Raw genomic sequence first — 14,255 nt, forward strand, 5'->3', positions numbered from 1 at the left:
ACAATATAAAAGAACAAAAATACACTAAAATTCAAAACAATTATACAAAACTTCTTAACAGAAATGTGAAGTTTTGCTATTTTATTAATAAAGTAAAGCAAAAAAGTAAACTAATTTGCTTGAAAACGGTATTTGTCTGCGCAGACAGATGAATACTGTTTTATTTTAATTTTATGAGGAGGAAAAATGATGGGTATTAAGGAAAATGCGTTTGCGTATATTGATGCGCACCGCAGTGAGATGCTGAAAATGTGGGAAGAACTTGTCAGCATAGACAGCGGCTCTGACTATAAACCCGGCGTAGACAAAGTTGTTGCCAAAGTAGCAGGAATTTTAACGGATATGGGCGGCAAAACAGGTATTGTGGAACATGAAAATGCCGGTAATGCCGTTGTAAGCGAATTTGGCGACTGCAAAACCAGGCCTTTTATTGTTTTAACAGGCCATCTGGATACTGTTTTCAGCGACCCGGAAACGACTAAGAAGCGTCCGTTTACCATTAAAGAGGGCAGGGCTTACGGCCCGGGTGCGCTGGATATGAAGGGCGGCGTTACGCTTGCCATTCACGGGCTGCAGGCCTTGCAGAATGCCGGATTTGACAAATATGCCTTTAAAGTTGTTTTTGCCGGTTACGAAGAAACGGGGCATAAAAACAGCGATTTGGCAGAAACCATGATGGCAGAATTTAAGGGTGCATTAGCGGCGTTTGATTTTGAAACCGGCTTTATGAACGATAACGTAGTTGTAGAGCGCAAAGGGTTTTACCGTTTCATTATGGAAACCTTCGGACGCAGCGTGCATGCAGGCAATGAGCCTGAAAACGGCCGCAATGCTATCGTGGAACTGGCGCGCAAGGCTGTTGATATCGACGCTTTAACCGATTGGAACACCGGCACAACAATTAATGTCGGTACTATCGAAGGCGGCACGGTTGCCAATGCTGTTCCGGCTTATGCCAGAATGGAAGTGGATGTGCGTTACCTTGACCCGGCGGATTTTGAAAAGAAGAAAGAGCAGTTTGAAGTTATTGTCGGCAAGGTTTACATTAAAGATGTAACTACCAAAATGACGCCGGTAGCAGGGCTTGAGCCGATGGTTCGCCTTGACGGCAATATGAAACTGTTTGATGTGTATAAATCGGTTTACGAAGAAGAAGGCTTCGGCAGCCCGGAACCGATTTTAGTCGGCGGCGGCAGCGATGCTACTTACACCACCAAAGTTGGTGTACCTACCGTTTGCGCTGTTGGCGTAAAAGGCGGTTTGAACCATACGGTTGATGAATTTGCCGATGTGGAATCGCTGTTTATGCGTGCCAAAGTATTTATCGGCACGGTTTTGAAATTATAATCAGGGGGGATTACTGTGGCTGAAAAAGATGTAACTGCGGTAGAAGAAAAAGATTACGAGCATCATTTAACCTGGCGCGGCTGGCTGTCTTTTATAGTTGTTGCATTGTCGTTTTCGGGTGTTTTAAAAGATATGGGCCCGCTGAGCGCCTTTGATTTTACGGTGCTGACAGGTAAATTCGGCAAAATCGAAGGGCTGAGCTTTATCGGCAAAGGCGGCGTTGGTGCTGCCGAAGGCTTTATGTTTGCCTTAACGCTGTTCCCAACCGTTATTCTGGCTTTGGGCTTTGTGCGTGCGGTTGAATCGCAGGGCGGCCTGCTTGCGGCAGAACGCATTATCCGCCCGTTTTTAAAACCGCTGATGGGCTTGCCCGGCTATGTAGGTTTGGCGTTAATCAGCAGCTTTACCACCACCGATGTTGGCGCTGTACTTACGCGCGACCTTGTTGAAGAAGGTAAAATTACAGATGACGAGCGTTCTATTTTCGTTGCTTACCAGTACGCTGCTTCCGGCACGCTGGCCAACACCATTAACTGCGGCGCGCCGCTGATTCCGATTTCGCTACTTTCTTTCGGCGTAATTTTTATGGTGGAAATTTTTGTAAAAATCGTCGGCGCAAACATTGTAAGGTTTTACCTGATGTTTAAACGTAAAAAAGCTGGGGGTGCTGCATAATAGCTGAGGCTGCTGCTAAAAAGAAAACTTTACTGGAAGAATTTATGTCCGGCTGTAAAAAAGGCTTTTACATCGGCGCAGAAAATATTATGCCGGCCATGGTTCTGGCTTATTCGCTGATTTTGTTTTTGAATATTACCGGTTTGATGGATATTATTGCCAATGCCGTTGCACCTGTTATGGCGCTGTTTGGTTTGCCCGGCGGGGCGATTGTGGCGCTGATTTCCGCGTTTTTTGCCAAGGCTGCGGGAGCTGCTACGGCTGCTTCGCTTTATGCAGAAGGCGTTATTAACGCGGCACAGGCAACTATTTTGTTCCCGGCAACGATTACCATGGGCACGCTGGTTGGCCATTTTGCACGCTGCGTATTAACTTCCGGCGCCAATCCGAAGCACCATGCGCTGCTTTTGGCAATTCCCGTTATCGACGCTTTGCTGTCGATGATTATTGTAAGAGTTATACTTAATTTTATGGGCATTTCCTGCTAACTGGAGGAGAACTATCTTGGATATAAAAGAAAAGGCTTTTGGCTATATTGATGAACATCGTGACGGCATGATGAAAATGTGGGAAGAACTTGTTATGATGGACAGCGGCTCCGGCAATAAGCCGGGCGTTGATGCCATTGTGGCAAAGGTTGCCGGCATTTTGGAAGGCATGGGCGGCAAAACCCGCATTATTGAACACGAAAATGCAGGTAATATGCTGGTAAGCGAGTTTGGCGACTGCAAAAATAAACCTTTTGTAATTTTTACAGGCCATCTGGATACCGTTTTTGACGACCCGGAAACCACTAAAAAACGCCCTTTTACCATTAAAGACGGCACTGCTTACGGTCCGGGCGCGCTGGATATGAAGGGCGGCGTAACGCTTGCCATTCATGCTTTGCAGGCCTTGCAGAGCGTTGGTTTTGACAAATACGGCGTTAAGGTTATTTTGGCAGGCGACGAAGAAGTTGGGCACAAGCACAGCGATTTTGCCGGTAAGATGATGGAAGAAGCCAAAGGCGCGGCTTATGCTTTTAACTTTGAAACCGGCTTTATGGACGACAGCCTGGTGCTGGCGCGCAAAGGCGTGTACTGTTTTGCCATGGAAGCCTTCGGCCGCGGCGCGCATGTAGGCAATGCGCCAGAAGAAGGGCGCAGCGCCATTAAAGAACTGGCGTACAAAATTCTGGATATTGAAGCGTTAACCGACTGGAGCAAGGGGCTTAATTTAAACGTCGGCGTTATTGAAGGCGGCACTGTGCATAACTCCGCACCGGCGTATGCCAAAATGATTGTGGATATGCGCTTTACCGACCCGGCAATGCTGGAAGCAATGAAAGCCAAATTCCAGGAAATTAACGATAAAGTTTACGTTGACGGCGTAACCTGCAAAATGACGCCGGTATCTTTAATGCAGCCGATGGTAGAACTGGAAAGCAGCAAAGAATTGTTTGAGCTTGTTAAAAAAGTTTATGAAGAAGAAGGCTTTGGCAGCCCGAAAGCAATTACCGTTGGCGGCGGCAGCGATTCTGCCTACACAACCATGGTTGGCGTGCCTACCGTGTGTGCTATGGGCGTAAAAGGCGGCCGCAACCATACGGTTGACGAGTTTGCCAATGTGGAATCGCTGTTTATGCGTGCCAAATTAATGTGTGCCGTAATGCTGGCGCTGTAATTTGCGGTTGACAACGGCGGCGCAAAACTTTATACTTAATTTAACTGAACAGGGGAGCTTACAGATAGGCTGAGAGGAAGCTGTGCGCTTCGACCCTAAACCTGATTTGGATAATGCCAACGTAGGGAATGTTTGCAGATAGCGGCAAGTGCCTTGTTGGTGCTTGCCGTTTCTTTATATCAGGCAGTTGCAATTTAATATGCCGTTAGAGTGAGCAAAGCTCATGAAGGGGTGCACCACCGCGGGTGCAGGCTTCTTCATGGGCTTTTTTAATTGCGGCGGAAAGGAGAAAAGATGCGCGTTAACGGAAAAGACATTGAACTTAAACGCGGTATGACGCTGGCGGAATTTTTGGCGGCGCATAACTACCGCGCAGAACTGGTGGCGGTGGAGCGCAACGGGCAGATTGTGCCGCGTGCGGAATTTGGTGCAGCCGTTTTAACAGACGGCGACGAACTGGAAATTGTAAGTTTTGTGGGAGGAGGTTAAAGCCGTGGCAGATGATTTTAAAAACCAGCTTGCGCAAGTGAGTGTAGGCATTGCCGGGCTGGGCGGTTTGGGCTCGCACATAGCGGTGTTTTTGGCGCGTGCGGGCGTGCAGCACCTGCACCTTGTTGATTTTGACCGCGTGGACGAAAGCAATTTAAACCGCCAGCATTACTTTTTGCGCGACATTGGCAGGCTTAAAACAGAAGCGCTGGCGGAGCAGCTTTTGAAAATTAACCCCGCGCTTAAAATTAAAACGGAAAATATAAAACTTACGGAAACAAACGCCGCCGCTGTTTTTAAAGCTGACGGCATTATCTGCGAAGCGGTGGATAAGCCGGAAACCAAAGCCATGCTTGTAAACGCGCTGTTTGCCGCTTATGCGGATAAAACGCTTATTGCGTGCAGCGGGCTTGCAGGCGCAGGACGCAGCAACGCCATTAAAACGCGGCGCATAAGCAAAAACTTTTATTTGTGCGGCGATGGCGAAAGCGGCATAGAAACCTGCGGGCGGCTTTCGGCACCGCGGGCAGCCCTATGCGCGGCGCACGCGGCAAACCTTGCTGTGGCGCTTATTTTAGGATTGGAGGAATAACAATGGAAGATGCACTTATTTTAGGCGGGCATAAATTTACCAGCCGCTTTATTTTGGGCAGCGGCAAATATTCTTTGGAGCTTATTAAGGCGGCAGTGGAAAACGCCGGTGCGGAAATTTTAACACTGGCTCTGCGCCGCGTAAACGACGGCGGCATGGCCAATATTTTAGATTATATACCCAAAGGCATTACGCTTTTGCCCAACACCAGCGGCGCACGCACCGCGCAGGAAGCTGTGCGCATTGCCCGCCTGGCGCGCGAGGTATGCGGCAGCGATTTTGTAAAAATAGAAGTAATCCGCGACAGCAAATACCTGCTGCCCGATAATTACGAAACAATTAAGGCAACGGAAATTTTGGCGGCAGAGGGCTTTGTGGTAATGCCCTATATGTACCCCGATTTAAATGCCGCACGCGACCTGGCAAATGCTGGTGCTGCCTGCGTAATGCCGCTTGGCGCGCCTATCGGCAGCAACATGGGGCTGGTAACAAAAGAGTTTATACAGATTTTGATTGATGAAATTGACCTGCCAGTTATCGTCGATGCCGGTATCGGTTCTCCTTCGCAGGCGTGCGAAGCAATGGAAATGGGCGCGGCGGCAGTAATGGCCAACACTGCCCTTGCCACCAGCGGCGATATTCCCGCCATGGCGGAAGCGTTTAAGCTGGCCATTAACGCCGGGCGCAAAGCCTACCTTGCCGGCCTTGGCGCAGTAACCGGGCGCGCGTCGGCAAGCAGCCCGCTGACTGGCTTTATAGGGGAGTGACGCAGATGAAGGAAAAACAAAACCTTGCGGCAGCTGCGCAGGACTGCATGGCCTACCTGCCGGGAATGGAAATAATAGAATCGGATATTTTGCGCGAAGTGCAGCACGCGGCTGACAGCGTGGATTTTAACGCTTTTACGGAGCGGGACATAAAGGCCGCGCTTATGCGCAAACACAAAACGGTACAGGATTTTGCGGCGCTTCTTTCACCGGCGGCGCTGCCGTTTTTGGAAGAAATGGCGCAGCAGGCAAGGCAGCTTACCTTTAAATGGTTCGGCGCGGCACGCAGCATTTTTACGCCGCTGTACCTTGCCAATTACTGCGAAAATTACTGCGTGTACTGCGGCTTTAACTGCCATAACAAAATTAACCGCTTAAAACTGGACGAAGACGGCATGGAACGCGAAATGCAGGCCATTGCCGCCACCGGCCTGCGTGAAATTTTACTTTTAACCGGCGAAAGCCGCAGCATGAGCGGCGTGGAATATATTGCTTCTGCCGTAAGGCTGGCGCGCAAGTATTTTGCCGTTGTAGGGCTTGAGGTATACCCGCTGAACAGTGATGAATACGCGTACCTGCATGAATGCGGCGCGGATTATGTAACGGTGTTTCAGGAAACTTATGACGTTGACGCTTACGCCAAACTGCATCTGGCGGGGCATAAGCGTGTGTTTCCGTACCGTTTTTACACGCAGGAGCGCGCGTTAAAAGGCGGCATGCGCGGTGTGGCGTTTGCGCCGCTGATGGGGCTGAGCGGCTTTTGCCGCGATATTTTTGCCTGCGGTCTGCACGCATATTTGGTGCAGCGCAAATACCCGGCTGCGGAAATCAGCTTTTCGTGCCCTCGCCTGCGCCCGGCGGAAGGCAACGAACTGCCGCCCGAAGCCAACGGCACTGATTTGCGGCATTTAGTGCAGGCGGTGTGCGCTTACCGCCTGTTTATGCCGCAGGCAGGCATTACCGTTTCCAGCCGCGAAGGCGCCGGAGTGCGCGATAATCTTTTGCAGATTGTGGCAACGAAAATTTCCGCAGGCGTAAGCACGGGCATCGGTACGCACAGCAAGCAGGAGCGCGAAGGCGACGAGCAGTTTGAAATTGACGATAACCGCAGCGTGGACGAGGTGTTTAACAGCATAAAAAAAGCCGGCTTACAGCCGGTGCTTACGGATGGCAGTTATGTATAAAAATTTTGTTTGCGTTACGGACAGAAAAATAAGCCGCGCGCCATTTTTGCAGCAGATAGAAACCATCTGCGCATTGTGCCCCAAGGCACTTATTTTGCGCGAAAAAGATTTAACCGAAGCGGAATACACGCAGCTTGCACAGAAAGTACAGGCAGTTTGCAGAACCTGCGGCGTTAAATTTATTGTGCATACCTTCTGGCGGGTAGGGCTGGCTCTCGGCGCGGACGGAGTGCACCTGCCGCTAACAGTATGCTCTGCAATGACAGCGGCAGAGCGTTTGCAGGCAGGGCGCTTTGGCGTTTCCGTACACGGTGCGGAAGAAGCAAAGGCGGCGCTTGCTTTGGGCGCGGCATATTTAACAGCCGGGCATATTTACGCAAGCAGCTGCAAGCAGGGCTTGCCGCCGCGCGGCCCGGCGTTTTTAAAGGAAATCTGCACGCTGAGCCCGGTGCCTGTTTATGCCATTGGCGGCATCGGGCTTAATAAGGCGCAGCTTGAAGAAGTGCTGGCATGCGGCGCTGCCGGAGCGTGCGTGCGCAGTGCGTTTATGCGGTTTTAAAACTTAACGGCCTTAACGCAGAACATGGGCACGGGAATATAAAAAATATCTTCGGCGGCGTAAATGCGGCTGCCTACCGTTGTATCCGTGCTGACGCAGCACAGCCCGGTGCTTTGCAGAAATTCTTCGTCCCACTGCGGGCGGTTATAGGCGCTGATGTCCAGCATATGGTAAATATTGTGGCATTCGTCCAAAAGCTCCGGCGCAATATCCGCATGGGCGTTTTTGGCAGGCAGCTTCTGGCTGTGGTGCGCGCGGGCATATTCGGCATCGTAATTTAAAAGCAGGCCGCCCGGTTTAAGTACGCGCAGCCACTCGCAGTAGGCGGTTTCCGGGTGGGGCAGGTTCCACATTACGTTGCGGCTTATTATAGCGTCAAAACTTGCGTCATCAAAGTCCAGCGCTTCGGCGTCCATAACCATAAATTCTGCATTGCTGCGTTCTGCGGCGGCAAGTGCCCTGGCGGCTTCAATCATTTCCGGGGTCAGGTCAATGCCGGTAACGTGGTGCTTCTGCCCCAGCAAAATGCCAAAAAAGCCTGCGCCGCAGCCAATGTCCAAAATTTTTAGCCTGCGGTTCTGCGGCAGGTGGCGCGTAATTTCCTGCTGCCATAAAAGCTGTTTTTCGCTGTGCAGCTCTGCCTTGCGCAGATTGGCAAAGCCTGTGCTGCGTTTTTGCCAGTAGCCTGTTATATATTCTTTTTCGTCTGTGCGGTGGATGATGCTTGCTGCGGAAATTTCACTCATAATAATGCTCCTTTAATCTATGCTTAAATCTTTGGTAATTTCGTAATAATCGCAGGGGTGGGCGCTAAAACCCTGAACCGTGCTTTTCATGGCCAGCGTCATTTTTAAATGGGCAATGTAAGCAAAGGCACTGCCGTCAACCAGTTTCTGGCTGATAGCTGCCGCAAGTTCTGTGCGCCTTTCGGGTCTGAACTCGCTGCCGAGCTGCCCTATGAGGTTTTCGGTATCAGGGTTATAGTAATTGCCGCTGTTGTAGGCGCTTTCCTTCAGCACGTGGGTGGTAAAATAATACTGCGCGTCACCGGTGGGCGCGGTAACAAAGGCTTTGGCGTAAATATCCCACTCGCCGCGGCGCAGAAAGTCGGCATAACCGTCCGTCGGGTTAATTTCAAGGCGTATGCCGCTGCCTTTAAGCCAGCTTTGCGCAGCTTCTGCCAAAAGCGGCAGCTCCTGGCGGAAGCTGTAAGTAAGCCAGCGCAGGGTCAGCGGTTGGCCGTCCTTATCCACATAACCGTCGCCGTCGGTATCTGTCCAGCCTGCTTCGGCAAGCAGCTGGCGTGCGCCTTGGGGGTTATATTCCGGCGCATGCACTTTAGCGCCGCCAAAAGGCAGGTTCGGCGGAAACGGTCCGGCTGCGGCAATGCCGTTGCCCATCAGCTGCACTCTGGCAAAAGTTTCCTTGTCGAGGCTCATAACAACGGCGCGCCTTACGCGTTCATCCTGCAGGGCAGGCGTGTTAAAGTTAAAGGCTGCCAAAAACGTGCGCGAGGTATCGGTGCTGCTGGTTTTATAAGCCGCGCTGTCTTTAAAAAGCGGCAGCGAAGCATAGGGCAGGCCCTGCGCAGCGTCAATTTCGCCGTTTTGCAGCGCCAGTGCCAGCGTGTTGCCGTCGGTAATGCTGCTGACGATAATTCTGTCTGTTTTCGGCACGCCGCCGTAGTAAGCGGGGTTTTTAACCAGCACAACTTCTTTCGGCGTCAGGCTTTCTACCATAAAGGGGCCTGTGCCACTTATTTTTGTATCGTCGCCGGTGCCGCGGCTCATGTCAATAATGCAGCCGTAGGGGTCGCACAGGTAGTTAATCAGCACCGGCACTTTGGCGGCCGATGTAATGGTTACGGTCTGCCCTTCGGCGGTAATGCCCGTTATTTTTAAATCAACCCTGGCGCGGTTGTGGCGGCTTATTAAATCCTCCAGGCAGGCTTTAACGGCTGCGCCTGTCATTTTGTTGCCGCTGGTAAAGTAAATATTGTCTTTTAAGGTAATTTTAACTGTGTTTTCGTTAATAAATTCGTACTTTTCGGCCAGCCACGGCTGAGGCTGCATGGCATCGTCAAATTTAAAAAGCGTTTCGCCTACGCCGTAGCGGATGGCGCTCCAGCCCTGATAGGCTTCGTGCGGGTCCATACCGGCATTTTCGTTGGCAATGCCGTAGGCAGGCGTGCCGTAGCGGAATACCTTTTCGCCGCCAGTGGCAGCGTTGTTGCCGCAGGCGGATGTTAAAAGCGCGGCGGAAAGTACAAGCAAAGCTAAAAATTTCATACAATCACCCAAATAAAAAAGCCATGAAGAAACTGCCGCTTATCGAAGCGGTTACAGCCTTCATGGCTTTGGTTTATGTTTTAAAAGAATAATTTTAACAGCTGCTCCGGCAGCCCGGCGGTTGCTCCTGCAACCTGTAATTTATTATAAAACTTAAAGCGGACTCTATGTCAAGCCCTGCTGCTTAAAAAAGAAACAAATTTTACGTGTTTATCCATGTATTCGCCAATGCTGCCAATAACTTTGCCCATGGTAAAGGCGGCAAGTATTGTGCCGAAGCCCAGCCCGTCCACACGGCCCAGAAAGAAAAAGGTCATGGCGGCGGTAATGGCAAGGCAGATAACGTCAAAACCTATTTTAATGCGCGCATAGCTCCAGCCGGTAATGGCGGCAAGCTCGCGCGGAAAAAGGTCGGTTGGTATAATTGGCAGCTGGCAGCGGTTGGCAAGCGCCACGCCAAAGCAAATAACAATGTAGCTGATGATAAAATAAATAATATCAAGCGTCAGGCTCTGCGGCAGCTGCTTAATCCACATTTCGTGCACGTCAATCATGGCGCTGAAGGCCGAGCCGACAACGAAACTGAACAGGTATACCGGCACAAAGCGTTTGCTTAAAAGCATCAGGCTGAGCACCAGCGAAACCTGAAAAACCTCCGTCCACGCGCCGAGCGTTATAACCGGCAGCACATCGGCAAAAGCGTAAGGCACACTGGAAATTGCCGAAATGCCGGAACCGGAATGCAGCATTAAAACAACGCCCAGGCTGTTGATGATAATGACCAGAAGCAGCGACAGTTCGCCGCGGACGGTAAGTTTGTTTTCCTGCATAAAAAATCCCCATCAAAACAAAAATACATTATATAATTATAAAACTCTGCCTTGCTCAGCGCAAGAAGTGAATTGCCGGTCAGTAAAATTTTGCGGGAATTTAACACGGTGAGTTATCAGTTAAAGGTTTCTTTGGTTAAAAAATTGCGGATATTGCAGTGCTTTATGCCGTTACGGCTCATATCAAATTCATCAAGCGACACTACATATTTGGGGAAATTATCATTCACATTATCATAAACGTCAAACTCCCGCTCAATAGTTTCCTGCGAAGCCAGCAGGTAACAAACCTGAACATAAATTTTTTCACCGTGTTTTTCGGCAATAAAATCAATTTCTAAATTGCCGGTTTTGCCAACGGTAACATTATAGCCGCGCCGCAAAAGTTCCATAAACACAATGTTTTCCAAAATCAAATTAATATCGCGCATATTGCCGCCAAAAACGGCTTCACGCACACCGTGGTCGGCAATATAGTATTTTTCGGAAGAAGCAAGTATTTGTTTCCCTTGTAAATCCTGCCTTTTTACCGGATAGAACAAATAGGCATCAGTGCAGTGCCTGATATAGTTAAGAATGGTTTCCGGCGCGACATTGCGTTTTTCGCTTTTAAAAAATTTAGAGATGGACGTTGCTGAAAAGGTAGTGCCTACATTAGCAATAATATAAGAAAGAATGCGTTCCAATAAATCAACATCGCGTATTTTATTGCGCTTTACAATATCTTTTAACTGTACTGAATTGAATACATCCGTTAAATATTGGCGGCACGGTTCTTCGGCATAGCGCAGGTTGGCAAGGTATGGCATGCCGCCGAACAGCAGATATTTTTGAAAACATTCCTGCGGCTGCGCACCGGGGAAAATCCCCTTATAAAGTTCGGTAAATTCTGAGAAAGAAAAGGGGTAAATGGTAAATTCTACATAACGCCCGCCAAGATTGGTGGCAAGTTCGCCGGAAAGCAGTTTGGCATTAGAGCCTGTAATGTAAATATCACAGTCAAATTCTACCCGGAAAGAGTTAATGCATTTTTCCCAGTCTGCAACTTCCTGTATTTCATCAAAAAATAAGTACACCTTGCCGCTGATATTCTGTGCCCGCATGATTATTTCATCGTGCAAAGCTTTAGCCGTCAGCAAATGGGCATAGCGCATATCTTCAAAATTAATGGAGATAATGTTGGCTTCTGGCACGCCGCTGTTTTTTAATTCTTCTTTTATGAGTTCAAGCATTACAGATTTACCGCAGCGGCGGATACCTGTCATAACTTTTACTAATTCACTGCCGATAAATGGGCGTATGCGGCGCATATAGGTTTCGCGTTTAATCATCGTCAGCGCCTCCTTATGTTTATTTTATTTCTATGATTAGTTTATCACAGTCATAACTGATAAACAACGCTGAAAATATAATTTTATCAGTTATAACTTACAAAATGCGTAAAATTATCAATCTTATCAGTTATAACTGATGAAATTTTAAAAGAATGCCTGCGAAAATTACATTAAAGATTTACGGCAAAGCGGCAGGAAAATTTCAGGAAGGGGAGAATAATAATAAAGTTATGCTGGTATAGAATGAATGTTTTTAGTTAGTGTTTTATGGAGGAAAGAATGACTGTTGATTGTACTTACGGACTGAATCCGCAGCAGGCGGAAGCTGTTATTAATACCGAAGGGCCGATGCTGATTATGGCAGGCGCAGGCAGCGGCAAAACAAAAGTGCTTACCTGCCGCGTGGCCAACCTTTTGCAAAAGGGCGTGCGCCCGTACCGCATTTTGGCAATTACCTTTACCAACAAGGCTGCCGCCGAAATGCGCGAGCGCGTAAACAATATGAGCGGCCCGGCTGCCAAGGATGTGTGGCTGTTTACCTTCCACGCTTTCTGCGCACGCTTTTTGCGTATGGAAATAGATAAGCTGCCCGGGTACGGCGGCAATTTTGCCATTTATGATACAGCCGACAGCCAGAACCTGATTAAGCAGATTTTAAAGGAAATGAACCTTGACGATAAACGCTTTCAGCCTTCGGGCATTTTGTCGCGCATCAGCAATGCCAAAAACGCCTTGCAGGACGCAGCGTCTTTTGCACGCCAGGCAGGCGATTTTTACGAGCAGAAAGTGGCGGATATTTACAGCCGTTACGAGCAGAAATTGCAGTTAAACAACGCGCTTGATTTTGACGACCTTTTAATGCTTTCCATTAAACTTTTGCAGGAAAACAAAGAAGTGCGCGAAAAATATCAGGACCGTTTTGATTATCTTTTGGTGGACGAGTATCAGGATACCAACCATGCACAGTACCTTTTAACAAAGTTTCTGGCTGCCAAGCACCGCAATATATGCGTTGTGGGTGATGCCGACCAGAGCATTTACGGCTGGCGCGGTGCCGATATTCAAAACATTCTGGACTTTGAAAAAGATTACCCCGACGCCAAAGTAATTAAGCTGGAACAGAACTACCGCAGCACGCAGATTATTCTGGACGCTGCCAACGCAGTTATAGAAAACAATACCGGCCGCAAGCCGAAAAATTTGTGGACGGAAAATAAAAGCGGCGCCGATATTATTTATTTTCAGGCGGTGGACGAGCGCGATGAGGCACGCTTTGTAATTGAGCAGCTGCAGAATTTGCAGCGCACCGAAAATAAAAAACTGGGCGATATGGTAATTTTGTACCGTACCAACACTCAGAGCCGTATTTTTGAAGAAATGCTGATTAAAAGCGGCATCAGCTACAATATGGTAGGCGGGCTTAAATTCTACGAGCGCAAGGAAATTAAAGACATCATTGCCTATCTGCGCGTAATTTTTAACCCGGCCGATTCGCTGAGCCTGCTGCGCATTATCAACGTGCCGAAGCGCGGTATTGGCGACGCTTCGCTGGCAAAAATTCAGGCTTATGCCGCTGCCAACAATGTAAGTTTGTTTGAGGCTGTTTCCAATGCGGCGGCAATTGACGGTTTAAGCAGCCGCTTTGTAAGCAAGCTGGACGATTTGGCAGGCATTATTTTTGAACTGATGAATCTTGCTAATGAAGCGCCGGTTGAAGATTTGATTGACCGCGTGCTGCGCGATACCGGCTATCTTGAAGAACTGGAGAACGAGCGTACGCCGCAGGCGCAGAGCCGTATTGACAACCTGCACGAATTGATCAGCGTGGCGCAGGAATTTGCGGCATCCGAAGAAGAAAATAATCTGGAAAACTTTTTGGCGCATGTTGCGCTGGTAAGCGATATTGACGATACGGAACTGGGCGAGGACGCCATTACCTTAATGACGCTGCATTCTTCCAAGGGGCTGGAGTTTCCGGTAGTGTTCCTTGTGGGCATGGAAGAAGGGCTGTTCCCGCATGCGCGCACGCTGATGGACGAAACGGAAATTGAAGAAGAACGCCGCCTGTGCTATGTAGGCATTACGCGCGCCAAAGAAAAACTGTTTTTAAGCAGCACCAAAATGCGCACCATTTACGGCAACACGGTAACTTATCCGCCTTCCCGCTTTTTGCAGGAAATTCCCGCGCGTTTGGTGAAAACCATTAAAAGGCAGGAACGTTTCAGCGCGCTGGAGAACTTTAAACAGGTAAGCGAAAAATACAGCGCAAGGCCGCAGAAGCCTGCAAGCACTTTTAACCCGCACAGTTTTATGCCGCAAAAACCGGCTGCCGCCGCAGGAGGCACGGGCACGCGCTTTAACACCGGCGATAGGGTAAGCCACAGCAAATGGGGCGAAGGCATGGTTGTAAGCGTTAAAGACAGTCCGGACGGGCAGGAAGTAAAGGTTGCCTTTGCCGGTGCCGGTGTGCGCAGCCTGCTTACCAAATATGCGGTGCTGAAAAAATTGTAAGTTTTAAGCGGAGGGCA

At 49.2% G+C, this 14,255-nt stretch carries 14 protein-coding genes and 1 riboswitch; of the genes, 10 read left to right on the top strand and 4 right to left on the bottom strand.

Going from position 1 to position 14,255, the window contains the following annotated elements; translation table 11 throughout:
- Positions 1-186: 186 nt before the first annotated feature.
- The 9 genes from M3079_RS03890 to M3079_RS03930 all read left to right on the top strand — a co-directional run bounded on the left by M3079_RS03890 (position 187) and on the right by M3079_RS03930 (position 7,275).
- The gene (locus M3079_RS03890) at positions 187-1,347 is read left to right on the top strand and encodes a M20/M25/M40 family metallo-hydrolase (RefSeq protein WP_249077335.1); all 1,161 of its coding nucleotides are present in this window, start codon (positions 187-189) and stop codon (positions 1,345-1,347) included.
- 15 nt (positions 1,348-1,362) lie between these two features.
- The gene (locus M3079_RS03895; protein WP_249077336.1) at positions 1,363-2,022 is read left to right on the top strand and encodes a hypothetical protein; all 660 of its coding nucleotides are present in this window, start codon (positions 1,363-1,365) and stop codon (positions 2,020-2,022) included.
- Positions 2,019-2,510, top strand: coding sequence for a nucleoside recognition domain-containing protein (locus M3079_RS03900; RefSeq protein ID WP_349293337.1), 492 nt, complete (start codon positions 2,019-2,021; stop codon positions 2,508-2,510). The genes M3079_RS03895 and M3079_RS03900 overlap by 4 nt, the downstream gene beginning before the upstream one ends.
- Positions 2,511-2,526: 16 nt before the next feature.
- A complete protein-coding gene (locus tag M3079_RS03905; RefSeq protein WP_249077339.1) occupies positions 2,527-3,684 on the top strand; it encodes a M20 family metallopeptidase in 1,158 nt (385 codons plus the stop codon).
- A gap of 42 nt (positions 3,685-3,726) precedes the next feature.
- Positions 3,727-3,829, top strand: a riboswitch (TPP riboswitch).
- 149 nt (positions 3,830-3,978) lie between these two features.
- Complete coding sequence (gene thiS, locus M3079_RS03910) at positions 3,979-4,173, top strand: sulfur carrier protein ThiS (protein ID WP_249077341.1); 195 nt, start codon at positions 3,979-3,981, stop codon at positions 4,171-4,173.
- Between the two features lie 4 nt (positions 4,174-4,177).
- Positions 4,178-4,765 carry a sulfur carrier protein ThiS adenylyltransferase ThiF gene (gene thiF / locus M3079_RS03915; RefSeq protein WP_249077343.1) on the top strand — a complete coding sequence of 196 codons (588 nt, stop codon included), beginning with the start codon at positions 4,178-4,180 and terminating at the stop codon, positions 4,763-4,765.
- Between the two features lie 2 nt (positions 4,766-4,767).
- Positions 4,768-5,532, top strand: coding sequence for a thiazole synthase (locus M3079_RS03920; protein ID WP_249077345.1), 765 nt, complete (start codon positions 4,768-4,770; stop codon positions 5,530-5,532).
- A gap of 5 nt (positions 5,533-5,537) precedes the next feature.
- On the top strand, positions 5,538-6,716 hold the full coding sequence (gene thiH / locus M3079_RS03925; RefSeq protein ID WP_249077348.1) for a 2-iminoacetate synthase ThiH: 1,179 nt from the start codon (positions 5,538-5,540) through the stop codon (positions 6,714-6,716).
- The gene (locus M3079_RS03930; protein ID WP_249077349.1) at positions 6,709-7,275 is read left to right on the top strand and encodes a thiamine phosphate synthase; all 567 of its coding nucleotides are present in this window, start codon (positions 6,709-6,711) and stop codon (positions 7,273-7,275) included. The genes thiH and M3079_RS03930 overlap by 8 nt, the downstream gene beginning before the upstream one ends.
- On the opposite strand, the gene M3079_RS03935 is transcribed toward M3079_RS03930, so the two are convergent.
- The 4 genes from M3079_RS03935 to M3079_RS03950 form a co-directional block, all read right to left on the bottom strand.
- Positions 7,272-8,021, bottom strand: a complete 750-nt coding sequence (locus M3079_RS03935; protein WP_249077351.1) for a class I SAM-dependent methyltransferase — start codon at positions 8,019-8,021, stop codon at positions 7,272-7,274. The two genes, M3079_RS03930 and M3079_RS03935, sit on opposite strands and share 4 nt — an antisense overlap.
- Before the next feature lie 12 nt (positions 8,022-8,033).
- Complete coding sequence (locus tag M3079_RS03940; RefSeq protein WP_249077352.1) at positions 8,034-9,563, bottom strand: ABC transporter substrate-binding protein; 1,530 nt, start codon at positions 9,561-9,563, stop codon at positions 8,034-8,036.
- A gap of 170 nt (positions 9,564-9,733) precedes the next feature.
- On the bottom strand, positions 9,734-10,393 hold the full coding sequence (locus M3079_RS03945; RefSeq protein WP_249077353.1) for a DUF6198 family protein: 660 nt from the start codon (positions 10,391-10,393) through the stop codon (positions 9,734-9,736).
- 116 nt (positions 10,394-10,509) lie between these two features.
- Complete coding sequence (locus tag M3079_RS03950; protein WP_249077354.1) at positions 10,510-11,724, bottom strand: ATP-binding protein; 1,215 nt, start codon at positions 11,722-11,724, stop codon at positions 10,510-10,512.
- A gap of 282 nt (positions 11,725-12,006) precedes the next feature.
- Between M3079_RS03950 and pcrA the strand changes: the two genes are divergently transcribed.
- Positions 12,007-14,238, top strand: a complete 2,232-nt coding sequence (gene pcrA / locus M3079_RS03955; RefSeq protein WP_249077355.1) for a DNA helicase PcrA — start codon at positions 12,007-12,009, stop codon at positions 14,236-14,238.
- Positions 14,239-14,255 lie beyond the last annotated feature (17 nt).

This window comes from Phascolarctobacterium sp. ET69, from assembly GCF_023336935.1.
Lineage (GTDB): Bacteria > Bacillota > Negativicutes > Acidaminococcales > Acidaminococcaceae > Fusicatenibacter_A > Fusicatenibacter_A intestinipullorum.

Bases quoted from the DNA above. Each gene is read 5' to 3' on its own strand.
- pcrA (WP_249077355.1), top strand. From the start codon at position 12,007: ATGACTGTTGATTGTACTTACGGACTGAATCCGCAGCAGGCGGAAGCT.
- M3079_RS03940 (WP_249077352.1), bottom strand. From the start codon at position 9,563: ATGAAATTTTTAGCTTTGCTTGTACTTTCCGCCGCGCTTTTAACATCC.
- thiS (WP_249077341.1), top strand. From the start codon at position 3,979: ATGCGCGTTAACGGAAAAGACATTGAACTTAAACGCGGTATGACGCTG.
- M3079_RS03935 (WP_249077351.1), bottom strand. From the start codon at position 8,021: ATGAGTGAAATTTCCGCAGCAAGCATCATCCACCGCACAGACGAAAAA.
- thiH (WP_249077348.1), top strand. From the start codon at position 5,538: ATGAAGGAAAAACAAAACCTTGCGGCAGCTGCGCAGGACTGCATGGCC.
- M3079_RS03890 (WP_249077335.1), top strand. From the start codon at position 187: ATGATGGGTATTAAGGAAAATGCGTTTGCGTATATTGATGCGCACCGC.
- M3079_RS03950 (WP_249077354.1), bottom strand. From the start codon at position 11,724: ATGATTAAACGCGAAACCTATATGCGCCGCATACGCCCATTTATCGGC.
- M3079_RS03930 (WP_249077349.1), top strand. From the start codon at position 6,709: ATGTATAAAAATTTTGTTTGCGTTACGGACAGAAAAATAAGCCGCGCG.
- M3079_RS03920 (WP_249077345.1), top strand. From the start codon at position 4,768: ATGGAAGATGCACTTATTTTAGGCGGGCATAAATTTACCAGCCGCTTT.
- M3079_RS03945 (WP_249077353.1), bottom strand. From the start codon at position 10,393: ATGCAGGAAAACAAACTTACCGTCCGCGGCGAACTGTCGCTGCTTCTG.